This window comes from Frankia casuarinae (genome assembly GCF_000013345.1).
In the GTDB taxonomy this organism is placed as follows: Bacteria; Actinomycetota; Actinomycetes; order Frankiales; family Frankiaceae; genus Frankia; species Frankia casuarinae.
On the sequence record NC_007777.1, the window covers coordinates 2,232,609 to 2,255,536 of the forward strand.

A 22,928-nucleotide genomic window follows, 5' to 3' on the forward strand; every position below is an offset into this window, starting at 1 on the left:
CGCGACGATAGACGAAAACGATCAATGCGGCATGGTGGCAGCTGCCATTCCATTGCACCTGCGTCCCGGTGCGTACCGCGGGCCGCTGGCGCCGGTTCGGTTGCTCGTCTGTGCTTAGCCCTTAGAGCAATACCCGACGTGAGACACGCGCCTATTCGACGAGGTGGATGGTGCAGTAGCGGGTGGCGGTGCGGGCGAGTCGGGCGTCGGCGTAGACGAGGGCGTTGGCGAGCACGGAAGCGTCCACTACGACCATCACGTCCCGTCATGGTTCCCGCTCAGGCGGAGCCCGGCAGCGGGCCGCCCCGCGAGGAGGTGAGTCCGTCGCGCCGCCGTGACCTACTCGGCACCGGCATCCTTCTTGCCGCCAGCACCGCCACGACTGGCGCCACCAGCCGCGCCGCGCAGATCTCCCGCGCCATCGCCGCGTCCACCCCGGACCCCCTCAGTGTCGCCCAGCTCCACCAGGGCATCCAACGCCTCACCCGGATCTACTCCACGACACCGCACGCGGATCTACTCGGACCCGTCGAACAGGCGTGGGACGATGCGGAAGCCCGGTTGGAAACCAGAGTCACCGGCACCGACCGTCGCGACCTCGAACTCCTCGCCGGCCAATACGCCTTCTACCGTGGTCGACTCGCCTTCGACATGGGCGATGACGACGGCGCGTTGACGTTCTTCGTCCTCGCCGCTCAACACGCCCAGGCAGCCGGTAACCCACTACTTGCCGGATCGGTTGCCGCCATGCGCTCCGCCGTGGCCTTCTTCGCCCGCGAGTTCGAGACCGCTGCGGACATCGCCGCCCAGGCCCAGCCGCAGGCGCACCCCTATATCGTCCCGCTCCTCGCCTGCGCACAGGCCCGCGCCTACGCCATCACCAGCCGCGAAGACGAAGCACTAACCGCCTTGCGGACCATGAATGATCATGTCTGGACCGGCAACCGCCTGCCAGGACCTTCACCGATTGACGAAGAGTCCAGCGAAGCTTTCAATGCGGTGGTACTCGGCTATCTCGGCAAGGGTGACGAAGCCGAGCCACACGCCCGCGCATCGTTGGCGATGCTCAGCGGAACCGGACGGTACGTCAGCACCGCCGGCACCCATCTCGCACTCGCACGGGCCTTCATCCACCGCACCCACCCGGACCCCGAACAGGCAGCCACCGCAGCAAGCGACGCCCTCATGATCGTTGACGGCAAGGAAGTGACCAACGGCCCGACCTTCAACCGGGCCGCCGGTATTTGGCGCACCCTCGCCCGCAACGAGGAGTGGGCACGGCTCGAACCCGTCCGCGACCTGGGCGAACAGGTCTCATCCGAGCGCCGTGCGCTCCCAGCAGGCCCAACCATCTAGATCGTTGCCAAAGTTCTCTACGGGGTCGAGTTCCGGCAGGCGATGGGCTCTTCGACGGTTGCCGGACCCGCCCGAGAAAGGACGAGCCCCTCATGGCCCAGATCGATGACCACCGGTGGATGACGCGGGCCATCGAGCTCGCTCACCGCTGCCCGCCCGCCACCGGTGCCTACTCGGTGGGTGCCGTCATCGTCGGCGAGAACGGCGAGGAGATCGCGTTCGGGTTTTCCCGCGAGGTCGACGACACGGTGCATGCCGAGGAGTCCGCGCTCGCGAAGGTCGCTCCCGATGACCCCCGTCTCGCCACCGCGACGATCTACAGCACACTCGAACCCTGCTCCCAGCGCATGTCGTGGCCACGCACCTGCACCCAGCTCATCCTGGAAGCGAAGATCCCCCGAGTGGTCATCGCCTGGCGGGAACCCAGCCTGTTCGTCGCCGACTGCCAGGGCTACGAACTGCTCGGCGCGGCCGGGGTCACGGTCGTGGGAATGCCCGAGCTCGGCGAGCGGGCCCGCGCCATGAAGGCTCACCTGGCCGTCTGATCATCGGCTGGATCACCCGCGATGGCGTCCGGGTGGGCCGGTGCCCGCCCCGGCTGCCGCGCGGGAGCCGGGGCAGGCGATCTTCTTGCCCGGCGGCGACGCATGTGGGGCGCGCCGACGGATATCGTAGATGGCGCGGCGTCGCCGTGCCGCCACGCCGCTGGCTGATCGAAACCAGGGGCGCGCCTTCCCTCTCAGTTGAGGTGGCTCAGCAGTTGAGGTGGCTGCGGCGGTGCGGTCGGCGCAACCGCGAGGGGGTGGGTCGGTGGGCGTGATCCGGGTGGAACCGTACGGCGGCCGCGACTTCGACGTCGAGGTCGCGGAGGAGACGTCTCCGGGAGTCCGCGGGCTCTCCTTCAACTACCGGGTGCGGGTCGATGACAAGGTGCTCACGGCGGTGGGGCTCTCGCCCGACGATGTGCCGGGCCTGATCGCGTTGGTCCGCGCGTCGTTCGCGTTCCTGCTCGCGCGGGAACCGGCCGGGTCCATCCTGCCCACCTTCGAGCTGTCCGAGATCACCCGCTACTTCCCGAGCTATCCGGCGGAGATCGCCGGCAGCGTGCCGAGATGAGCGGGGCCGGGGCATCGGGGGACGTCGGGGCATCGGGGGACGTCCGGGCATCGGGGGACGTGGACGCCCTGCTGCTCGTCTCGTTCGGGGGTCCCGAGGGGCCCGGCGACGTGTTGCCGTTCCTCCGCAACGTGACCAGGGGCCGGGACATCCCCGCCTCCCGGCTGGCGGTCGTCGCCGAGCAGTACCACCTGTTCGGTGGGCGTAGCCCCCTCAACGAGCAGAACCGGGCGCTGGTCACCGCGTTGCGTGCGGAGCTGCCCGGGCTGCCGGTCTACTGGGGGAACCGGAACTGGGCGCCCTATCTGACCGACACGGTCGCCCAGATGGCCGCCGACGGCATCCGGCGTGCCGCGTGCTTCGTCACCTCGGCTTTCTCGTCCTACTCGGGATGCCGGCAGTACCGGGAGGACCTCGCGGCAGCCGCCGCCGCGGTGGGGGACCGTGCGCCCGAGCTGGTGAAGCTGCGGCTGTTCTTCGACCATCCGGGGTTCGTGGAGCCGATGGTGGACCGCGGCGTCGCGGCGCTGGCCGACCTGCCGGCGAAGGTGCGTTCCGATGCCCATCTGATCTTCACCGCCCATTCGCTCCCCCTCGCGCAGGCCCGCGCCAGCGGGCGTGGCGAGGGCGCCTACGCTCGCCAGCTGCGGGCCACCGCGGCGGTGATCATCGAGGGGATCGAACGCATCACCGGCGTGCGTCATCCCTTCGACCTGGCCTTCTGCAGCCGCAGTGGATCGCCGGGCGTGCCGTGGCTCGAGCCGGACGTGCGCGATCGGCTCGCGCAGCTGGCCGCGGCGGGGGCCGCCAGTGCCGTGATCATTCCGCTGGGGTTCGTCAGCGATCACGTGGAGGTCCGCTACGACCTCGACGTGGGGGCCCTGGAACGGGCGCGGGAGCTGGGCCTGCCGGCGACGCGGGCGGGCACCGTCGGGGTGGATCCGCGGTTCGTCTCGATGGTGGGAGAACTGATCGAGGAGCTGCGTCGTCCCGGCGGTGTCCGACGGTCGCTGACCGGCCTCGGGCCATGGCCGGCGGACTGCCCCGCGCACTGCTGCGAGCCCCTCGGGCCGCCGCGGACCTGAACCCCCGCGGACCTGAATCCCCGCGGACCCGAATCCGGGGTGGTCCTGAATCCGGGAGGGTGGGCGAGGGCGGACCGCATGGCGATGCGGCCATACTGATGGTGAACCGAGGCTGATGGGGAACCGATACTGATGGGGAACGAAGCGATCAGAACCGAACGACGAAGCGAGTCAAGGTAACGGAGCGATCGGAGATATGCGGCGCTACGTGTTCGAATCCCCGGAAAGGTTCGTGGTGGGAACCGTCGGCCAGCCGGGTGACCGGGTCTTCTTCCTGCAGGCTGCCGGGCGTGGTCAGGTCGTGACGGTCGGTCTGGAGAAAACCGAGGTCACCGCCCTCGCGGAGGGGCTGACCGCGTTGCTCGGCCAGGTGGGCCAGACCCAGGGCATCGTGCTTCCGACCGCTTCGGACGTCGAGATCGATCTTGCCCCGCTGGATGCCCCGTTCGAGGAGGACTTCCATCTGGGCCAGCTCACGGTGTCCTGGGACGGCCATCGGGTCTTCGTCGAGGCGGCCGGGCTGTCTCCCGGGGAGTTCCGGCTCCCCGAGAGCGAGGACGAGCTCGACTCGTTGCGGGTGGGACTGTCGATCAAACAGGCCCGTGCCTTCATCGAACGGGCCCGCACGATCGTCGCCGCCGGGCGTCCACCGTGCGTCCTGTGCGGTCGCCCGGACGATCCGGCCGGGCACTTCTGCCCTCGGCTGAACTGACCGGAGCCGGCCGGGGCGGACAGCCGGCGATCGTCAGTTCGAGGGCGGCACGGGGGCATACGTCGGGTCGAAGGCGTCGTAGGCCGCCGCATAGGCGCGACGCACCGCCGCGGAAAGGTTGCGCAGCGCCGCGGACCTGCGGGCGATCTCGCTCGCGGTCACCGCGGCACCGTCGTCCCGGGCGGCGAGGTCGAGCAGGGTCGACAACCGCTCCGCCCGGGCCAGCAGGGCGTGCGCCCCCGGTGGATGGCCCGGGCCCAGCCCCGGGCCCGGGTCATCCACCCCGCGGTCGCGCAGCAGGGCGAGCACCTCGGGGCGGGCGCTTGCGATGTCGAGGTCGATGAGCGCGGCCGTCGTGGTGCGGATCGCGTTGCTGAGGTCGTGTTCCGCGGCGCGCAGGCCGGCTCCGGGCGGTGGCACGCGGGACGCGACGAGCACCCGCCAGTGCACCGACTCCAGCCGCCCCTCCAGGGCCGGCCCGTGCACGACGACCCCGGGGACGAGCACCAGCGGCGGGTTCGGGCCGATCACGATGATCGCCTCTCCGGCGGTGATCGCGTCCCTGTTCACCTCCGCCGGGCCGGGCAGGCCGGTGGCGTCCCCGGGGGCGGGCAGGACCAGCCGGAGCCGTTGCGCTCCGGCCGAACGCAGGGCTCCCAGGCCCAGCACGAGCGGCTCGTCGCCGAGGGTGTGCGGCGCCGCCTCGCCACCGAGCGCGCGGTGCATCTGGGTGATGACGTCGTCGAGCCCGACGAGCCCGGCAAGCCACGCATTGCCCCATCCGGTGAGGACTCCGGACCGGGGCGACGCTGACAGGGCGGGAAGCACATTGCCTACCGTAGGCAATCGAGGAGCCTTCAGGCTCGCCGAGGGGGCCGTACCAGACCTTTTTCCGGGTGATAGCGCCATTTGTCGCCTCTGGGCAGGCACCGCCCGGCCAGCCAGGGCAGGCCCACGCTCAGCAGCCAGTAGGAGTGCTCGATGATTCCCGGAGCCGGTTCCTCATGATCGGGTCCGTCCGGCAGACCCACGAGTGGTACCCCGGCGTGCGACAGACGGTGGGCGAACGCCTGCGCGATCAGGCGGTGGCCGCGTGGCCCCGGGTGGATCCGGTCCACGTCGAAGCTGGACCGGCTGCGCACCGCAGGGTGCCCGCCGAGGTCGACCATCAACACTCCGGGGTCCGTCCGGGCCGCGGCCTGGACCGCCGCGTTGAGCCGTTCGACCCGTTCGCTCAGGATCCGGCCGAACGGCGCCGGCACCGGGAGCAGCCGGCTGGGATCGGGCATGGTAGCGGTGAGGACGACGACTCCGTCGGCCCGCAGTCGGCCCACCGTCCAGACCAGGTCCTGGCGTAACCGCAGCGGATCGAACGTCGGTTTCAGCACGTCGTTCATGCCGGCGATCACGCTGGCGATCTGGGGGCCCAGCGACAGGGCGACGGGGAGCTGACGGGTACGCACGTCGTGCGTGGTCGCTCCCGTGGTGGCCAGATTGGTGAATTCCATGGCGCCGGCCGGGCCCAGGCACGCGGCGAGCCGGGCGGCGAAGCCCCGTCCTCCCGTCGCGGGGCGGCGGTGTTCGCGTCCCATCGTCACGCCGTCGCCGAGGCCGACCGTGATGCTGTCGCCCAGCGCGACGAACCGCCGGGATCCGGTGCCGGAGTCCATGGCTCTGCCCGCCTTTCAGGCCGCGAGTCAGGCCGCGAGCGGCGGCGCCGGTGGCTGCGGGAAGGCCGTGCCCGGGGCGGCCGGACCGGGCGAGTCGTGGCAGGCAAGGAAGCCCGCGACCGTGGCCGACCAGGGGAACTGCTCCGCGCGGGCCCGGGCCGCGATCCGGCGCGCGTGGATCTGCGCAGGCGAGGCGGACAGCAGGTCCACGACGGCGTCGGCGAACGTGAATCCGCTGCCCGCGGCGATCGTGCCCACTCCCGGGACGATCAGTTCGGCGAGCGCGCTGGCGTGGTGCACCACTGCCGGGGTGCCGCTGGCGAGCGCCTCCAGAGCGGCCAGCCCGAAGGTCTCCACCGGGCCGGGGGCGAGCGCGAGGTCGGCGGTCGCCAGCAGGCCGGCGAGCCGTTCCCGGTCGGCCACGAACCCGAGGAAGGTCACCGGCAGCCCGGCCGCATGCCGTTCCAGCCGGCCCCGATGGGCCCCGTCACCGGCGATCACCAGGCGCGCCGGCACCCGGCGGCGGACGAGTTCAGCTGCCGCGTCCACGGCGAGGTCGACCCGCTTCTCCGGTGCCAGCCGGCTGGCCACCACCAGCAGCGCCTCCTGGTCACGGGCGAAGGCGCGTCGCAGGGTCAGGTCGTGGTGGGCGGAGGAGAAACGGTCGAGCTCGACGCCGAGCGGAACGTGGCGCAGGTTGCCGGCGCCGATGCGGACGAACTCCGCCGCCGCCCAGGCCGTCGTCGCCACGACGGAGTCGAAGGCGGCCGCGAGCGAGGCGTTCGCCCGGTCCGCGGCTGTCGAGACCGGCAGGACTCCCCGCAACGGTGCGGGTGTCCAGGTGCCGAGCAGGCGGTCGAGCCGCTCGTGGCTGACGACCAGCGACGGCACCCCGCGACGGCGGGCCCATCGGGCCAGTGGACGCAGGGTCGCCCGGTCGTGGACCTCGAGTCGGTCGGGCCGTTCCCGGTCGAGCAGGTCGGCGACGCGCCACGGCTCGGTGATGATCCGGTAACCGGTTCCGGGTAGCCGGGGGGCGCGCAGTTGGAGCACGCGGGCATCCGGCCGGACCAGTTCGGCGTCCTGCTCGCCCGGAATGATCTGGACGACCTCGTGGCCCGCCGCGGTGTAGCCGGCGGCGAGGTGGCGCAGTGTCGTCCGGATGCCGCCGGAGGCCGGCGCGACGAAGTTTGCCGCCTGCACGATCTTCATGCTGACCACCCGTCGTCGTTTCCCGTCCCGGGCCGCTTGCGTGCGTCCCATCCGTCCCGTCGTCCGCCCCGCCGTCCGCTCCGTCCCTCGATGACCGGGCCGGGGTGCCTGAGGCGGCCGAAGCGACCGGCCCCGCCGCCGGTGCCGAGCACGTCACGGTAGTGGCCGAGCAGCTCGTCGCCGATCGCGCTCCACCCGCATCCCGCGACCGACTCCCGGGCCGCCGCACCCATCGCCACCCGACGAGGGAGGTCGTCGGTCAGGGCCGCGACCTGCGCCCGCAGGGCCGCGGGGTCGCCGGGAGTGTAGTGCAGCCCGGTGCGGCCGTGCTCGACAACGTCAAGCAGCCCGCCCGCCGCAGGGGCGACCACCGGTACCCCGCTCGCCTTGGCCTCCTGCGCCGCCTGGCAGAATGTCTCGTGGATGCCGGTGTGGACGAAGACGTCGAGGCTCGCGACCGCGGCCGAGAGCTCCTGCCCGGCGCGGAATCCGAGGAACGCCGCGTTCGGCATCGACCGGGCCAGGGTGGGACGGGAGGGGCCGTCACCGACGACGACGAGCCGGGTGTTCGGGATGTCGGACACCGCTCCGAGCAGCTCCACCCGCTTCTCCCGGGCCAGCCGGCCGACGTAGCCGACCAGGACCTCGCCGTTCGGAGCGAGGCGGCGGCGCAGCTCGTCGTCCCGGTGCGCCGGGTGGAAACGTTCGAGGTCCACCCCCCGACTCCAGCGGGCGACCCGTTGCACGCCCTGGCTCAGGAGGGTGTCGACGGCATCCCAGGACGGCGCGAGGGTCCGGGCCGCGAGCCGATGTACGATGGCGAGCCAGTGCCAGATCGTGCGTTCCGCGGTGGCCAGCCCGTAGCGGGCTGCGAACGCGGCGATGTCCGTCTGGTAGACGGCGATGCTCGGTATGCCGAGGCGCCGCGCCGCGAACACCGCCTGCGCCCCGAGGCCGGCGGGCGCCGCCAGATGGACGATGTCCGGGTTGAACTCCCGTAAGGCGGCGGGAAGCCCGGGCCACGGGACTGCGAAGCGAAACGCCGGGTAACCCGGTAGGGGAGCCGACGGTGCCCACAGCACCGGTGCGCCGGCGTGGCTGCGCGCCGCCGCGCGTCGGGCGGCGGGCGCCGGAGCCGGCGCGATGACCATCGCCTCGTGCTGCCGGTCCCGCAGATGTTCCAGCACTCGACAGACCGTGTTCGTCACCCCGTCAACATGGGGGAGGAACGACTCGGTGATCACCGCTATGCGCACACGAGCACGGTGGCAGGGCATGGAGCCGTGCCGCAGACGGCCAGCCGACCGTTACATGAACGTTCTGGCACAGCTTGGTGCACCGTACGGGTGCACACGACCGGCTGTTCATCCGGTCGGCGGATCCGGGCCGGATTCCCGTCCGACATGGTGCCACTTGACATGATACTGCTTGACATGTTGTCACTTGAGGTGGTGTCACCTGACATGGTGCTAGCTGACATGGTGTCGTCCGACACGGCGCCCGGCGGACGCCGTGGTTCCTGGTCCGCACCGTCGCACGCCGGCCGCCGGCATTTTCCCCGGGCGCCGGTGAGGAGGATATTTGGAGGCACGGGGCGGCGCACCGGTCGGGGAGTGAGAGCCATCGAGGTGTACGCGTGATGTTCAGGCGGCAGGACACGGTCCTGATCACGTCCGCGGCCCGGTCGCGGCAGTGGGACATCCATCGGCGGGAGGTGCGTTACCTCCTCTCGATGATGTTCCGGATGCTCTGCTTCGTGCTCGCCGTGGTCGCCTTCCACGGCTGGCTACGGTTCGTCGCCGTCGCGATGGCCGTGATCATTCCGTGGGTCGCGGTGGTCATCGCCAACGGTGGTCCGACGCCCGAACGCGACCGGCCCGTCAGCTACGATCCGGGCCAGCCGGCGGCGGGCGAACTGCCGGCCCTGGAGGCCGATCCCCACCGGGTGGTCGACAGTGAGGGCTGGGTGGATGACGAGGGCTGGGTGCACGGCCATCCGGACCCACCGGGCCGGGACGGCACCGGGCTCGGCGAGGCGTCCGTCTCCGGGCCATCGGGTTGACGTCAGCCATCGGGTTGACGTCAGGTTGAGCCGGTGAGGTGCATCAGCTTCACCACTGACTACGGACTCGCCGACGGCTTCGTCGCAGCCTGCCACGGGGTGATCCTGCAGACGGTGCCGGATGCCCGGATCATCGACGTGACCCACCTGGTGCCGCCGGGGGACGTGCGGCGGGGGGCGGCCGTGCTCGCCCAGACGGTGGGTTCCCTGCCTCGGGGGGTGCACCTCGCCGTGGTGGATCCCGGGGTGGGCACGTCGCGCCGGGCCCTGGCACTGCGCGCGGTCGGCGGTCACCTGGTCGGGCCGGACAACGGCCTGCTGATCTCCGCGGCCGAGCGGCTGGGGGGGATCGAGGCCGCGGTCACGCTGGAGGTGCGGCCCGCAACCCCCGCGACGTTCCACGGCCGGGACGTCTTCGCCCCGGTGGCTGCCGCCCTGGCGCGCGGGACACCGCTCCAGGAGGTCGGTGAGCCGGTGGAGCCGGCGACCCTGGTCCGTCCCCGGGCGGCCCTGGCCCGGCTACGCCCGGATGGGACCGTGGAGACCGAGGTGGTCCTCGTCGACACGTTCGGCAACGTCCAGCTCGCGGCCTCCGGCGCGCTGCTCGGCGCGGCCGGGCTGCGCCCGCCGGGTCGGGCGGTGCTGCGACCGCTCCGGCGGGACCGCCTGACCGGGGCCGAGCAGGCGGCCGGCCCGCTCGCGGCCGCGGGCCCGATGACTGAACTGGCCGTGGGGGTCACCTTCGGCTCGGTCGGCCCGGGGGAGGCGGTGCTCTACGTCGACTCGGCGGGGATGGCGGCCCTCGCCGTGCGCGACGGTGACGCCGCGCATGCCCTCACACTTATGCCCGGCGACCGCCTTACGCTGCGCCGCTGGGACGGGCGTCCGGGACAGGCGTCCCGTGAACAGGCGTCCGGGACAGGCGTCCCGTGAACAGGCGTCCGGGACGCCGCACCGCCTGTCGGGGGTCCGCACCGGTCAGCAGAATCCCGGGAGGGTCAGCCAGCTCGGCCCCGGGTCGGGAGCGTCATCGCGCAGGACCGTTCCCTCGATCTTGCCGTACGGCCGGTCCGCAGCGTAGTAGACCGTGTTGGGATTATCGAGCCCGAACGGTTCTAGATCAACCAGAAAGTGGTGTTTGTTCGGCATTGACAGGCGGATTTCGGCGACGTCGGCGTGCGCGGTCAGCGCCGCCTCGCCCATCCGGTACAGGGTCTGTTGCAGAGCCAGGCTGTGGAGGCTCGCGAAGGTGCTGACCAGAGCCGTCCGTACCCCGTCGAACAGCCGCCCGAAGTCGAGGTCTGACTGGGCGTAGCGCCAGCGGGCGGTGACCTCTGTCGCCAGGATGCGGTCTGTCGTCTCGGGCAGTGTGGTGTACCGGTCGCGGAGAAACCCCGAGAATTCCGAGCCGGTCGACTTCAGCAGGACCAGCCCGGCGAGTCCGGACACGACGAAGGCCGTGCCACGGTCGAGGGTGACGACCGTCGTCCTTTTCTCCCCAGCCGACCTGCTGAAGGCATGGTCGTGCGGCACCCCATCCACCTGGATGCGGTCCCACCGGTACTGCTCGATTTCTATCCGGGCGCCGTCGATCCCCGGGAGGGATCCGGCGAAATGGTGACCCAGCCGGATCGCGAAATCCTCGATCTGGCCGATTCCGTGCTCGCGGGCGAAGGCGTAGACGGTGTTTTTCTGCGCGTCCGTGGTGAGCACGTGCGCATTGTCGCCGGACAGGTGCGCGGCGGCGAAGTCACCACGAAGCGCGGTGGAGACGTTCAGATCGGTGATCTGGTGCACCGGTCCGTTCCGCGCCACGTGGACGAGACGGACCTCCGCCTTTCCATACTGATTGGGCCCGAGAACGATCGCCATGTGGCCTCCCTGTCGTGGGACGGTCATTTCCCTTGTCCGGAGTGCGCCTTTCGCCCGACCGGGTCGATCGGCCTGCCGTGGGTCCGACCGTCCCGGCGCCGCACCGGTGTCGTGCCGGCACCGGTGCGGGCCGGAGACCGCCGAACGTGGCCCGACCATTCTGCTGGACCGGGTGACATCCCGGACCGACGGTGAGTTTCGCGCGCCCGACTCGTGCCGCCCGGCGCCCCGGCCTGTCGCCCCGGCCTGTCGCCTGGGTGCCCCTCCGAGCCGTGTGGACCGCGGGGGTGGGATCACGCGGTGGTGGCCCGTCCGGGCGGCTTCCGGCAATGGAAAGCCAGTGAGACGTCAATGGTCCCGCATGCCGGCGGTGCCGTGTACCGCCCAGTCGTCTCTGGTTGCGGAAACTCATCTGCGCGGGTGACGGGTTGCGTCTTCTTTGATATCGCCGTGGGTTCTGGCCGTCGTTTCGGGTGGTCGGTGAAATGTCCTCCGGGGCGGGCAACCTGGGAAGGCGTTCGTGCGTCAGAAGGGGAGAAGGGGAGGGGTGTATGTGGGACGCCTGGAGAGTGCTACTCTCCGTATTAAGATGCTCGACACCGGGTGATGATCTGCCGGTTGGCGCCGTAGATTACGCTGATCGAGGGTACGTGGGGTTGATCTCTGGGTACCGTTCGGACGTAGCTTCCCGTCCGGCGATGCTGCCGGCGCGGTCTTCGGGAGGGGGCATTACATGTCTCGCTCGGTAATGATTCCCCCGCGTATTTCCCGTGGGTGGGGTCACTCGGCCAGGCCGGAATCCCGGCCGGCGGAATCGCCTGGTCGCCGGCCCCGGCGGTGGCCGGGGGGGACGCTTCTGCTCGCCGCGGTGCTGTCCGCGGCGGCCTGTTCCGGCGGGGGGGCGTCACCGGCGCCGGCCGGGGCCACCCCCGCCCCGGATCCGGCGGCGAGCGTGACGGTCACGCCGAGGGACGGCGCTACCGGGGTGGCGCTGACCAGCCCGATCGTCGTGCGCGGCAACGCCCCGCTGGCCGCGGTCTCCGTCAACCGGGGGGCGAGCGCGTCGGAGAAGACGGAGCCGGGGACAATGCCCGGCACCTTCTCGGCCGATCATCGGACCTGGACATCCTCCGGCGGGCTGTTCGCCGACTCGCGGTACGACGTCGAGGCGTCAACGTCCCCGGCGACGGGCATCGCCGGGACGACGTCGGTGCGGACCAGCTTCGTGACCGGCGTCCCGGCGAAGTCGTTCAAGGTCTCCTGGGAGCCGGTCGCGGGCCAGACCGTCGGGATCGGCGCGCCGATCAGCCTGACGTTCAGCGCCCCCGCGTCCAGTCGGGCCGCCGTCCAGAGCCGGCTGGTCGTACGGACCGATCCGCCGGTCCTCGGCGCGTGGAACTGGCTGTCGAACCGGGTCGTCATGTGGCGACCGGAGGGGTACTGGAAGCCCGGGACGAAGGTGCACGTCGAGGCTAACTTCGCCGGCTACGACGCGGGCGGGGGCCGGCTCGGGGTCAAGGACCGGGCGATGGACTTCGTCATCGGCTCCGCCCAGGTCTCCAAGGTCGACTCGGCCACCCACACGATGAAGGTCTTCCGGGACGGGCAACTGCTGCGCACGATGCCGGTCAGTCTCGGCAGACCCAGTCTGCCGAGCATGGACGGCCCGCACAACGTGCTGGGCAAGTCACCCGAAGTGATCATGGACTCGGCCACCGTGGGCATCCCCCAGGGCAATCCGGACTACTACTACGAGAAGGTCCAGTGGGCGGTCAACTACACCAGTGGCGGGCAGTACGTGCATTCCGCCCCCTGGTCGGTGCCCTCCCAGGGGCGAGCCAACGTCTCCCACGGGTGCGTGAACGCCTCACCCGCCGACGCCCAGTGGTTCTACAACTTCACCCGGCTCGGTGACATCATCGACATCGTCAACACCGGTCGGCCGCCGGACACCTCACAGCTCGGCAACGCGTGGTCGGTCCCCTGGGCCACGTGGAAGGCGGGCAGCGCGCTGCCGGTGTCCGACCAGCTCGCCCCCGTGGTGAGCCTCGACTCCGCGGTGAGCACAGTCACGCCCGGGCCCGTGACCGCCACCCCCAGGACCGGCGCGGCGGGCGCCGGCGCCTGACCGGGCGATCGCGGCCTCGCACCCGCGGCAGCGTGGACGACGCCCGGCCCGACCGGTTCGGTGCCGGGCGTCGCCAATGTGCGCCCTCGGCCGCTCCCACCGCTATGGCGGGGGCGGGATGGCGCGGGATGGCGCGCGGTGGCGGGGTGGCGGGACGGGGACAGCCGGTCAGGGGGAGGAGTCGGGCGGGCGAGCAGGCGGTGAATTTCCGTCCGGGGGAGGTGTCGTAAACGACGGATCGGCCCGTGACGGTCGCGAACGGCTCATGCTGTTGAGTAAGGGTATGGAGAGCGAGCTGTCGAGACGCTCCGGCCCGTCGCGACGGTCGGTGCGCCGGTCCGTTCGCGCGTGCGGTCCTGCCCGAGGGCGTCGAGGCGCGCGGGCGCGGCGTCTCGTGCGGGTGCGACGTTCGAGAGGTGCATAGTGAGGCGCTTGCGCAACCAGACCACCGGCCTGCTGGTCTGGTGGGTCGAGGTGCTGATGCTGGTGATCCTGTACTACTCCTACACCGGCACCCGTGCCGTGGCCGACGCCTCCACCGGCGAGGCGATGCGGATGGGCCACGATCTCCTGCGCCTGGAGACCTTCCTGCATCTCGATCCCGAGCTCGGGCTCAACCGCTGGTTGCAGAGTGTACCGGTGCTGGCGGTCGTCTGTTGTTACTACTACGCGACGCTGCACTTCGTCGTGACGCCGGCCCTGCTGGTGTGGATGCATCGTCGGCACCCCCCCCGGTACGCTCAGGCCCGCTGGACGCTGGTGATCACCACTCTGATCTGCCTGGTCGGGTTCTTCCTGTTCCCGACCGCCCCGCCCCGGTTGCTCACCGGCACGTCCTATGTCGACACCATGTCCCACTTCGAGGGCTGGGGATGGTGGAGCGGTAGCGCGAGCGCCGCCCCGGACGGGCTGGAGGGACTGACGAACCAGTACGCCGCGCTCCCGTCGCTGCACTGCGCATGGTCGTTGTGGTGCGGTTTCCTGCTGGTGCGCTTCGGGCGCCGACCGCTGGTCCGGGTACTCGGCGCGCTTTATCCGGCGGCGACCCTGTTCGTCGTCATGTCGACGTCGAACCACTATCTCCTGGACGCGGTCGCCGGATGGGCGGTCCTGGGCGGCGCCGCCGGTGCGGTCGCGCTCGTCGCCGGGTGGCGGTCCCGGGTCGGTTTCGTGGGGAGTGCCGCTGGGCAGCCGGCCGTGCCGGGAGCCGGATCGCAGCTTGCGCCGAACGCGCTGGCACCGGTGTCCGTGCCACTGCCGTCTCCGCCGCCGTCTTCACTGGCGCCGCCGCCGTCTTCACTGGCGCCGCCGCCGTCTTCACTGGCGCCGCCGCCGTCACCGGTGCCTCCGCCCGCCCCGCCGGCCACCTCCAGCATGGCGATGCGGGTCACACCGGTGGCGCGAGCCGATGGAGCGCACGCGAACTGATCGCGGTGGGTGGCCGGTGCCGATCCGACCGGTGCCGATCCGACCGCTGTCGGCCTGGTGTGGCTCCCCAGGTGGGTGCATCTTTCGCCCCGATGCGTTACTTCTGGGACCGATGTGCGAAAGTTGCGGGACAGCGGTTTTCCCGGCCGCGTCCGACCTTGCGGCACCCCTCTCCCCACACCACCTCGAAGATCGGCCCTGTCCCGACGATCAGCGCCACCTCGAAGATCCCGCGTCCGGTCCGATCCCGCTCGGAGTCCGATCGATGTCCCTGTCCACGACCGTGCGTCTGCAACGTCCGCGCCCGGTCGCCTTCGCCATCGCACTCGTGCTGGCGTGGTTGCTGCTTGCCCTTGTCGCGTTCGCCCTGCGCCGCGGTCCCATTGAGGATGATCTCGCAGCCCGGGCGACCGCGGCGGTCCGGTCCACCGGCGGCGTGCACGCCCAGGTTCACGTCGAGGGGCGTGAGGCGGTTGTCACCGGTCGTTTCCCGAGTGCCGCCGCCGCCGAACAGGCGCGAGCCTCGGCCGCGGTCGCCGGCACGACCTCCGCGCGTCTCGGCGACGACGTGGTCATCGCGACCGAACCTGCGCGCCCCCTGGTGCTCGCTGTGGCCGGCCGAGGACTGTCGATCACGGCGACCGTGCCCGACCGGGCGAGCCGTGCCGCGTTGCTCGCTGCCGTGGCGGACGCGAGCGGCGGCTCGGTGACCGGTGAGGTCCGGGTCGACCCGGCCGTGGCGGAGCCGCCGGTGGAGGTGGTGGCCGCCGTCGCGGCGGCGCTGCGCGGTTTTCCCGGGAGCCACTCGGTCACGGTCTCCGGGACGACCGTGGCGGTGGCCGGCAGTGCCCCCGACGAGGCCACGAGGCGGCGCCTCGGCGCCCAGGTGCTGGCAGCGGCCGGTACCACCGTCCCCGATGCCACCCTGGACAACCGGCTTGTCGTCCCGCGCGAGAAGCCTGCCGCCGCGGCGGCGAAGTCCACCTCCGATGCCGGGGCCCTCGCGGCCCTACGCGCCGCCCTCGACGCTCGGAACGTGACGTTCCCGGTCGGCGCAGCAACGCTGAGCCCCCCGGCCCGCCTTTGGCTTGACCGGGTGGCGGCGGCGCTGCGCGCCGGCCGGGTCGTGGTCCTGGTCGGCGGCCACGCCGACGCCTCCGGGTCGGCGACCCTCAATCAGGCGTTGTCTCTGGACCGGGCCCAGGTGATTGCCGACTACCTGACGGACCGGGGCGTACGTCCCGACCTCATACGCGTCGCCGGGTTCGGTTCCCGGTGGCCGGTGGCCGACAACGCCACGCCTCGGGGACGGGCGGCCAACCGTCGGGTCGAGATCGTTCCGTGGCCCGACAGCTGATTCTGGGCGAGCCGGATCTCGGCTGATCCGGCCGATCTGCAGTCCGGCCGGATCTCGGGCCCGGCGGGACTGTCGGGTCCGGCCGATTTCCGGCCCAGTGCCACGATGATGTCGCGGATGCGCGACTGTCTTGCCTGCGGCGGGTGGCCCATGGCATCCTCTGCTTAGGGAAGCCTTAGCTAAGGCCGCTCCACGGGGTCGACCGCTCCACGGGGTCGAAGGATCATCGACAGATCGACGGATCGACAGGGTCGCGAACTGCCGCTTGGCCGTCCGCGTGCTGGCTGTCTCGGGCGTGGTGAGGTGCGGTGCTCGTCTGTTCGTGCTTCGCGGTGTCCGACCGGTTGCTACGCAACGTGATCGCCTCGGGTGCCTGCGACGTTGACGCCGTCGGCGAGCGATGTGATGCCGGGACGGGCTGTGGCGGCTGTGTGGAGGAGATTGCCGAGCTGTTGGGTGAGGCGTCCGCGCGCCGCGGCAGTCCGGTTGCCAGAGCGGGGCAGGGTTCCGGATCGGGTTAGGGCCGCGTGGCGGCCGAAGTGCCGCCGTTGCCGTCGTCACGGAACATCATCAACGCTCTGAGTACGGTCGCGTTCCTGGCCCGTCGGCTACGGAATGAGACCGGCTATGACCGATATCTCGGACCGCCGGCGGACCGGCCCGCCTCCGCGGTGACCGTGCATCGGGCCAGGTGACCGTCATGCTCGGGCGGTGTCCCCGCGCCCGGACACATCCGGTCCACCCGCGAGCTACCGCGTGGAGCTACCGCGTGCTGGGATCACCCTCGCGCTGCCACGACGGCATACGGATGACCCACCCCGACATTGCCGGCTACCGTGGGCCAACCGGCCGAAGTCCGCCTGAGAGGTAGCATCGGCCGGTCGATCCGGCCGAGCCGCGACGCCCCGCTGGTTGCGAGGCACGAGGTCGGCGACGGCGCTGAGTCGGCTGCGCCAGCCGGATCGCGGGCGATGCCTACGGGTACGGTACGGTGCCCCGTGAGGAGGTCGTGGCGATGTCCGCTCGCCAGGTGCGGCGGTTTCAGCTGGAGCGTGACGTTGACGTCTCCGGCGTCTCCGGGACGGGTGCGGTCGCGTTCGGGGCGCAGGCCCCCGACGGCACCTGCGTGCTGTGGTGGGACTCCGAACACGATTCCATCGGGATCTATCCGACGATGGAGACGCTGCTTGCCATCCACGGACACGGCGGTAGTACCCGCGTCGTCTACATCGACGCCGCCGACCAGACCGTCCCCGCGGTTGCGGTGGGGCCCGCCGCTTCGGCCGTTCCCGTCCTCTCCGCGGCGTCGCCCGTGCCGGGTCCGGCGTCGCCCGTCCCGGGTCCGGCGTCGCCCGTCCCGGGTCCGGCGTCGCCCGTCCCGGGTCCGGCGTCGCCCGTGCCGAGCCCGGGGTCGCTGGCCACCCCGGCCCGGTCGGCCCGGCCGAATGCGCCCCTGCGTGCCGCACCGTCGCTACGCCTCGGTTCCGCGGCGCGTTCGGCCGCCGCGGCTCGTGGCCCGCGTCCTTCGCCGACCCGCAAGACGCAGCCCGGGGGTGACGGCCGCTGATCAGGTCAGCGGGCGGAAGCAGGCGGTGGTCCGTTCCTGCGGGTCTACGGTGTAGAGCGCCAACGTGCCCGCCATCTCCTTCGGATCCACGCCGTTGTCGAGCATTTGCCGGTGCAGGCCCGCCATCATGGGCAGGGCGTAATGCACCAGAATCGACGTGATGTCGGCGGGATGGCGCAGCGCCTCGCGAAACTGTTCGTCGGTCGCCGCGTCGCTGGTGAGAGCGGCGAGGACGCCGAGCCGAATCCGCCCGGCGAGGTTCTCCCAGAGCTGGGCGTTTTTCGGGGCCTCCGGTCCTCGCCAGATCCCCGGGAACGCCAGGTCGGCGACGACGGCGGTCGGCTGTCGTCCCGTCCGGAGATGTATCGCGACGACCCACATCGCCATGAGCCAGCACATCCCGCGCAGGGTGTGCAGCGGATCGACCATCATCTGCTCACGGAGGTGCCGCTCGGACTGCGGGCGGCTGGCCGGAGCCAGCCAACCGCAGACGAGACGTTCGAGGTCGACGATCTGGACCATGGGCAGGTCCGCGGGGTGCGGCCGGGCCAGCGCGGCGGCCCGGTTGGACTCGGGGTCGACCAGGGCGAGCGCGCCCGGATCGGAGAGTGTCTGCCAGGCCAGACCTGCCGACGGCATGCGGCACACGGTAACGCGAAACGCGGCGCACCGACCACAGCATGGCGGCATTGTGTGGCATTCGACGGTTGCCTCACCGCCGATTCTCTGGATGTGTCGTCGTGGTCTCCACCGGAGGACCGATGCCGCGCCCACAGCGGTCCCCGGATCCGGGAGGAGCGTCGCGAACGGCAAGCGGACGCCCGGGGTTCACTCCTCGCCGAGGAGATCTGACTACTCGCCGAGGAGGTCGAGGGGGGTGGTGGGTTGGTGGGGGGTGTGGGGGGTGGTGGTGAGGTGGTGGCGCCAGAGGGTTTCGGCGGCGTCGGGGTCGTGCTGGGTGAGGTGGGTGAGGAGCTGGTGGTGGGTGGTGTGCTGGTGGCGCAGGGTTGGCAGGTCGGGGATGGGGGTGGGGGTGTCGGGGGTGGTGGCGTCGAGGATGTGCCGGAGCATGCTGGTGATCATGGTGAGGGTGTGGTTGGTGGTGGTGTCGAGCAGCAGGGTGTGGAAGCGCAGGTGGCGGGTGTGGATGTCGGTGGGGTCGGGGGTGGGGGTGGTCAGGGCGTGGTCGGTGGCGGTGAGGTGGGCGGTGAGGGTGGTCAGGGTGTGGTCGGTGGCGGTGGTGGCGAGGAGGCGGATGGCGGTGGGTTCGAGGTGGGTGTGGGCGGTGTGGATGTCGGCGAGGGTGGTGTGGCGGTGTTCGAGGACGAGGGCGGTGTAGCGGGCGGCGACGTCGCCGTTGGGGGTGTGGACGCGGGCGCCGCCGTGGGCGCCGCGGCGGACGGAGATGAGGGCTTCGGATTCGAGGACGCGGAAGGCTTCGCGCAGGGTGGGGCGGGAGACGCCGAACTGTTCCATGAGGACGGCTTCGGGGGGTAGGGCGTCGCCTTCTTGGAGTTCGCCGCGGACGATCTGGCGGCGTAGGTGGGCGGCGACGAGTTCGGCGGTCTTGGGGACGCGGACGTGTTGGCCGACGCGGTTGGTGGCTAGCAGGGGGGTGGGTAGGGGGTGGCCGGGGCCGGTGGCGGTGATGCCGCCGATGCCGGGGGTGCCGGTTCGGGTGATTGTCGTGGTGGTGTCCCGGGCGGGGCGCGACTCGCGGTCGTCCGTCTCCCCCGGGCGGGCCAGCCGAACCGGATGCCCGGTCATCAGGCTCGTCGGCGTCTCGGTCGGATGCGTTAACGTCATGATCTCTTGATCCCCCTGATGATCGTGCTGTCCGGAATCTGGTATTCCCCAGACTCCGGACTGCGATGTCGGATGTGTGGCTAGTGGTCTTTGGTGCCGTCTGACTACGAACCGTGCTTACGAAGTCGCATTGTGGCAGCGATGGGGGTGGTCCTCCGGTCCGGGGCGGTGAAGGACCACGTTGTATTCCGCATTCTGTTACGCAGAGTTAATAAAAATGTCGACCTGACCGACTCGGCCCGGGTGCGGGCGCGCTCGACCGGACTGCCGCGGTCCCCGCTCCGTCTGGTCCCTCGAACAGGCGTTGACCAGCGCGTCCTTGAAGGGGTCAATGGACGGTGAGGCGCGAGACGAGAAAACGCACAAGCACGCTCGCCCGGGATCCCGCCGATCCGAGCTCGGAGTCGACTACAGTGAGTTGTCGACCTACGCGTCGCACGGTGACCGCCGCCTCGACCTCCGTGTCGAGGGGGAGGGAGACGAACGGTGCAACGGCAGCCGGTGCGCCGAACCGTGGCGGTCGCCGGCCCAGGGCTGGGGACAGAGAGCAGCAGGGGATCGAGGAGACCGGATGCCGAGGGTTTCTCCCGTGCCTCGGGTGGGCGCGCGGGCCAGTCGCCAGGCGTGTCCAGAGGAAGGCTGGCGGCGCGCACGCTACCGCTCGTCCCGCGCGCGGCGGCGGTGAGGGAGATCTTCGAAGGCGAGAGCCGTTGACCCCCGGCTTAGTACGGGAACGGGGAGCGTGGCCGGGACAGCGGCTGGACGGCCTGGGCGGCGGGAGGGAGCCGTTCCGGCAGGGGCGGCACGGGATCACAAAGGATCATGGTCGTCCCCGCGGGATCGTACTGCGACGTCGAGGTTTCCCCGGGTACTGGTTCTGTCTAGCAGGATCAGTCGATTATCTGAAGGTATGGGGGTGCTGGTGACGCCTGTCACGCCGATCGGCCGCCGGCACCTGTTCGGCGGACGAGCTCGTCACGACCGTCACGACCGTCACGACCGTCACGTCCTCAGGCCCATGGCGACGGGACCGAGGACGTCCAGGTGGCCCGGCACGGGCCGACCTGGACGTCAGGATCGGGCGAGGTGAACCAGGATCAGACGAGGTCGAACCGGTCGAGGTTCATCACCTTGACCCACGCCGCGACAAAGTCGTGCACGAACTTCTCCCGCGCGTCGTCGCTCGCGTAGACCTCCGCGAGCGCGCGCAGTTCGGAGTTTGAACCGAAGACGAGGTCGGCGCGGCTGCCGGTCCACCTGACCTTGCCCGTGGCGGCATCGCGGCCCTCGAAGGTGTTCGCGTCCTCGGACGTCGTCTTCCACGTCGTGCCCAGCTCGAGCAGGTTGACGAAGAAGTCGTTCGTCAGCGACCCGGGGGTCGCGGTGAAGACGCCGAGCGGCGACTGCTGGTAGTTGGCGCCCAGGACCCGCAGACCACCGACGAGGACCGTCAGCTCGGGGGCGCTCAGGGTCAGCTGGTTCGCCCGGTCGAGCAGAAGGTACTCAGCCGGCAGGCGGTGGCCCTTCCCCAGGTAGTTGCGGAACCCGTCCGCCGTCGGCTCGAGCACCGCGAACGACTCCACGTCGGTCTGCTCCTGCGACGCGTCGGTACGTCCCGGTGCGAAGGGGACCTCGACGTCGAAGCCGGCGTTCGCGGCGGCCTGCTCGACGGCAACACCACCGGCGAGCACGATCAGGTCGGCGAGTGAGACCTGCTTGCCGCCGGTCTGGGCGGCGTTGAAGACCTCCTGGATTCTCGTCAGCGTGCGCAGGACCGCCGCCAGCTGGTCGGGTTCGTTGACCTCCCAACCGCGCTGTGGTTCGAGGCGGATGCGCGCACCGTTGGCGCCGCCGCGCTTGTCACCACCGCGGAACGTCGAGGCCGACGCCCACGCGGTGGAGACCAGCTGGGAGACCGACAGGCCCGAGGCAAGGATCTGACCCTTGAGAGTGGCGACGTCCGCGGCGTCGATGAGCTCGTGGGCCACCGCCGGGAGCGGGTCCTGCCACAGCAGCGTCTCGGTCGGGACCTCCGGGCCGAGGTAGCGCGCGACCGGCCCCAGGTCACGATGCGTCAGCTTGAACCACGCCCGGGCGAACGCGTCCGCGAACGCGCTCGGATTCTCCAGGAAGCGCCGCGAGATGGGCTCGTAGATCGGGTCGAACCGGAGGGCGAGGTCCGTCGTCAGCATCGTGGGGGCGTGGCTTTTCGCTGCGTCGTGGGCGTCGGGGACGGTGCCGGCACCGGCACCGTCCTTCGGCTTCCACTGGTTCGCACCGGCGGGGCTCTTCGTCAGCTCCCACTCGTAGCTGAACAGGATCTCGAAGAAGCTGTTGTCCCAGCTCACCGGGGTGTTCGTCCACGCACCCTCAAGCCCGCTGGTGATCGTGTCCCCACCCCTGCCGGTGCCGAAGGTGCTCGTCCAGCCGAAGCCCTGCTCCTCGATGGGGGCGCCCTCGGGCTCCGGGCCGACGTGCTCGTCCGGGTTGGCCGCGCCGTGGGTCTTGCCGAAGGTGTGGCCGCCGGCGATCAGGGCGACCGTCTCCTCGTCGTTCATCGCCATCCGGCGGAACGTCTCGCGGATGTCGCGCGCCGCGGCGATCGGGTCCGGGTTGCCGTTCGGGCCCTCCGGGTTGACGTAGATGAGACCCATCTGGACGGCGGCGAGGGGATTCTCGAGCTCCCGGTCGCCGGTGTAGCGCTCGTCGTCGAGCCAGGTGGTCTCGGGGCCCCAGTAGACGTCCTCGTCAGGCTCCCAGACGTCCACCCGACCGCCGGCGAAGCCGAAGGTCTCGAAGCCCATCGACTCCAGGGCGACGTTGCCGGCGAGGATCATCAGATCGGCCCATGAGATCTTCTGACCGTACTTCTTCTTGACCGGCCACAGCAGGCGGCGAGCCTTGTCGAGGTTCGCGTTGTCCGGCCAGCTGTTGAGGGGAGCGAAACGCAGCTGGCCGGCACCCGCACCACCGCGACCGTCGCTGATGCGGTAGGTGCCCGCGCTGTGCCACGCCATCCGGATGATGAACGGGCCGTAGTGACCGTAGTCGGCCGGCCACCAGGCCTGCGAGGTAGTCAGCACCGCCGCGATGTCCTGCTTCACGGCGGCGAGGTCGAGGGTCCGGAAGGCCTCGGCATAGGTGAACTCCCCGCCGAGGGGGTTGGCCACGGCGGGGTTCTTGGCGAGGATCTTCAGGTTGAGCCGGTTCGGCCACCAGCCGCGGTTTCCGCCGCCCTGGGTGGGGTGCGGGGCGCGCCTGTGCGCGACCGGGCAGCCACCGCCGTTCTCCGCGTTCGTGTTGTACACGACTGCGTCATGGTTCTCGGACATGGGACCCTCCGGGCATAGACGGATCAGGAGCGATCAGGAACGCGTGCGGTGGAACAGCCGGGGCGCCGGCCCCAGTAGATGGCCGCGGCCGTCGTTGATGGCCTCGTTGACGGCCTCGTCGATCGAGAAGCCGCGCAGGGATGACTCCACTGTCATAACTGTCACACTGTCACGGTCGGCGACTCGGAAGAGAAATCGAAAAATTCCGCAACTTTGATAGCCTCA

22 protein-coding genes are annotated in these 22,928 nt (G+C 70.9%); 12 read left to right on the forward strand and 10 right to left on the reverse strand.

What is annotated here, in order from left to right; translation table 11 throughout:
* Positions 1-267: 267 nt before the first annotated feature.
* The 5 genes from FRANCCI3_RS09540 to FRANCCI3_RS09560 all read left to right on the forward strand — a co-directional run bounded on the left by FRANCCI3_RS09540 (position 268) and on the right by FRANCCI3_RS09560 (position 4,269).
* A complete protein-coding gene (locus FRANCCI3_RS09540; protein ID WP_237704576.1) occupies positions 268-1,356 on the forward strand; it encodes a hypothetical protein in 1,089 nt (362 codons plus the stop codon).
* 92 nt (positions 1,357-1,448) lie between these two features.
* A complete protein-coding gene (locus FRANCCI3_RS09545) occupies positions 1,449-1,901 on the forward strand; it encodes a deaminase (RefSeq protein WP_011436336.1) in 453 nt (150 codons plus the stop codon).
* Between the two features lie 265 nt (positions 1,902-2,166).
* Positions 2,167-2,472 carry a hypothetical protein gene (locus FRANCCI3_RS09550; protein WP_023841911.1) on the forward strand — a complete coding sequence of 102 codons (306 nt, stop codon included), beginning with the start codon at positions 2,167-2,169 and terminating at the stop codon, positions 2,470-2,472.
* Positions 2,469-3,557 (forward strand): ferrochelatase, encoded by a 1,089-nt coding sequence (locus FRANCCI3_RS09555; protein WP_011436338.1) that lies wholly within the window; start codon positions 2,469-2,471, stop codon positions 3,555-3,557. The genes FRANCCI3_RS09550 and FRANCCI3_RS09555 overlap by 4 nt, the downstream gene beginning before the upstream one ends.
* A 196-nt stretch (positions 3,558-3,753) precedes the next feature.
* Positions 3,754-4,269 (forward strand): DUF3090 domain-containing protein, encoded by a 516-nt coding sequence (locus tag FRANCCI3_RS09560; protein ID WP_011436339.1) that lies wholly within the window; start codon positions 3,754-3,756, stop codon positions 4,267-4,269.
* A gap of 33 nt (positions 4,270-4,302) precedes the next feature.
* On the opposite strand, the gene FRANCCI3_RS09565 is transcribed toward FRANCCI3_RS09560, so the two are convergent.
* The 4 genes from FRANCCI3_RS09565 to FRANCCI3_RS09580 are packed head-to-tail and all read right to left on the reverse strand — an operon-like array spanning position 4,303 to position 8,407.
* Positions 4,303-5,097 (reverse strand): hypothetical protein, encoded by a 795-nt coding sequence (locus tag FRANCCI3_RS09565; RefSeq protein WP_173645814.1) that lies wholly within the window; start codon positions 5,095-5,097, stop codon positions 4,303-4,305.
* Positions 5,098-5,126: 29 nt separating this feature from the next.
* A complete protein-coding gene (locus FRANCCI3_RS09570; RefSeq protein WP_011436341.1) occupies positions 5,127-5,939 on the reverse strand; it encodes an SGNH/GDSL hydrolase family protein in 813 nt (270 codons plus the stop codon).
* A 27-nt stretch (positions 5,940-5,966) separates the two neighbouring features.
* On the reverse strand, positions 5,967-7,151 hold the full coding sequence (locus FRANCCI3_RS09575; RefSeq protein ID WP_011436342.1) for a glycosyltransferase: 1,185 nt from the start codon (positions 7,149-7,151) through the stop codon (positions 5,967-5,969).
* The gene (locus FRANCCI3_RS09580; protein ID WP_198537839.1) at positions 7,148-8,407 is read right to left on the reverse strand and encodes a glycosyltransferase family 4 protein; all 1,260 of its coding nucleotides are present in this window, start codon (positions 8,405-8,407) and stop codon (positions 7,148-7,150) included. Before FRANCCI3_RS09580 ends, FRANCCI3_RS09575 begins: the two co-directional genes overlap by 4 nt.
* A gap of 383 nt (positions 8,408-8,790) precedes the next feature.
* Between FRANCCI3_RS09580 and FRANCCI3_RS09585 the strand changes: the two genes are divergently transcribed.
* Both FRANCCI3_RS09585 and FRANCCI3_RS09590 read left to right on the forward strand, forming a co-directional pair.
* Positions 8,791-9,213 carry a DUF3099 domain-containing protein gene (locus FRANCCI3_RS09585; protein WP_011436344.1) on the forward strand — a complete coding sequence of 141 codons (423 nt, stop codon included), beginning with the start codon at positions 8,791-8,793 and terminating at the stop codon, positions 9,211-9,213.
* Between the two features lie 33 nt (positions 9,214-9,246).
* Positions 9,247-10,146: an SAM hydrolase/SAM-dependent halogenase family protein gene (locus tag FRANCCI3_RS09590; protein ID WP_011436345.1), complete on the forward strand. Its 900-nt coding sequence runs from the start codon at positions 9,247-9,249 to the stop codon at positions 10,144-10,146.
* 45 nt (positions 10,147-10,191) lie between these two features.
* On the opposite strand, the gene pucL is transcribed toward FRANCCI3_RS09590, so the two are convergent.
* Positions 10,192-11,085 carry a factor-independent urate hydroxylase gene (gene pucL, locus FRANCCI3_RS09595; protein ID WP_011436346.1) on the reverse strand — a complete coding sequence of 298 codons (894 nt, stop codon included), beginning with the start codon at positions 11,083-11,085 and terminating at the stop codon, positions 10,192-10,194.
* Positions 11,086-11,865: 780 nt separating this feature from the next.
* Positions 11,866-12,183 carry a hypothetical protein gene (locus tag FRANCCI3_RS27930; protein WP_235463258.1) on the reverse strand — a complete coding sequence of 106 codons (318 nt, stop codon included), beginning with the start codon at positions 12,181-12,183 and terminating at the stop codon, positions 11,866-11,868.
* On the opposite strand from FRANCCI3_RS27930, the gene FRANCCI3_RS09600 reads away from it, so the two are divergent.
* From FRANCCI3_RS09600 to FRANCCI3_RS27935, 5 genes are all read left to right on the forward strand, one after another.
* Positions 12,173-13,213, forward strand: a complete 1,041-nt coding sequence (locus tag FRANCCI3_RS09600; RefSeq protein WP_371681836.1) for a L,D-transpeptidase — start codon at positions 12,173-12,175, stop codon at positions 13,211-13,213. The genes FRANCCI3_RS27930 and FRANCCI3_RS09600 overlap by 11 nt on opposite strands.
* Before the next feature lie 423 nt (positions 13,214-13,636).
* The gene (locus FRANCCI3_RS09605; RefSeq protein ID WP_011436348.1) at positions 13,637-14,641 is read left to right on the forward strand and encodes a phosphatase PAP2 family protein; all 1,005 of its coding nucleotides are present in this window, start codon (positions 13,637-13,639) and stop codon (positions 14,639-14,641) included.
* Positions 14,642-14,906: 265 nt separating this feature from the next.
* Complete coding sequence (locus tag FRANCCI3_RS09610) at positions 14,907-15,998, forward strand: OmpA family protein (RefSeq protein ID WP_011436349.1); 1,092 nt, start codon at positions 14,907-14,909, stop codon at positions 15,996-15,998.
* A gap of 308 nt (positions 15,999-16,306) precedes the next feature.
* Positions 16,307-16,519, forward strand: coding sequence for a (2Fe-2S)-binding protein (locus FRANCCI3_RS09615; RefSeq protein WP_011436350.1), 213 nt, complete (start codon positions 16,307-16,309; stop codon positions 16,517-16,519).
* Between the two features lie 494 nt (positions 16,520-17,013).
* The gene (locus FRANCCI3_RS27935) at positions 17,014-17,565 is read left to right on the forward strand and encodes a hypothetical protein (protein ID WP_235463251.1); all 552 of its coding nucleotides are present in this window, start codon (positions 17,014-17,016) and stop codon (positions 17,563-17,565) included.
* Here the strand turns inward: FRANCCI3_RS27935 and FRANCCI3_RS09625 are convergent, their stop codons facing one another.
* The 4 genes from FRANCCI3_RS09625 to FRANCCI3_RS28535 form a co-directional block, all read right to left on the reverse strand.
* Entirely contained in the window at positions 17,566-18,204 is a 639-nt protein-coding gene (locus tag FRANCCI3_RS09625; RefSeq protein ID WP_023841904.1) for a hypothetical protein, read from the reverse strand.
* Positions 18,205-18,417: 213 nt separating this feature from the next.
* Complete coding sequence (locus FRANCCI3_RS09630; protein WP_011436353.1) at positions 18,418-19,371, reverse strand: FadR/GntR family transcriptional regulator; 954 nt, start codon at positions 19,369-19,371, stop codon at positions 18,418-18,420.
* Between the two features lie 1,097 nt (positions 19,372-20,468).
* On the reverse strand, positions 20,469-22,703 hold the full coding sequence (katG, locus tag FRANCCI3_RS09635) for a catalase/peroxidase HPI (RefSeq protein ID WP_011436354.1): 2,235 nt from the start codon (positions 22,701-22,703) through the stop codon (positions 20,469-20,471).
* Positions 22,704-22,736: 33 nt separating this feature from the next.
* Entirely contained in the window at positions 22,737-22,868 is a 132-nt protein-coding gene (locus FRANCCI3_RS28535; protein WP_255353890.1) for a hypothetical protein, read from the reverse strand.
* Between the last annotated feature and the right edge of the window lie 60 nt (positions 22,869-22,928).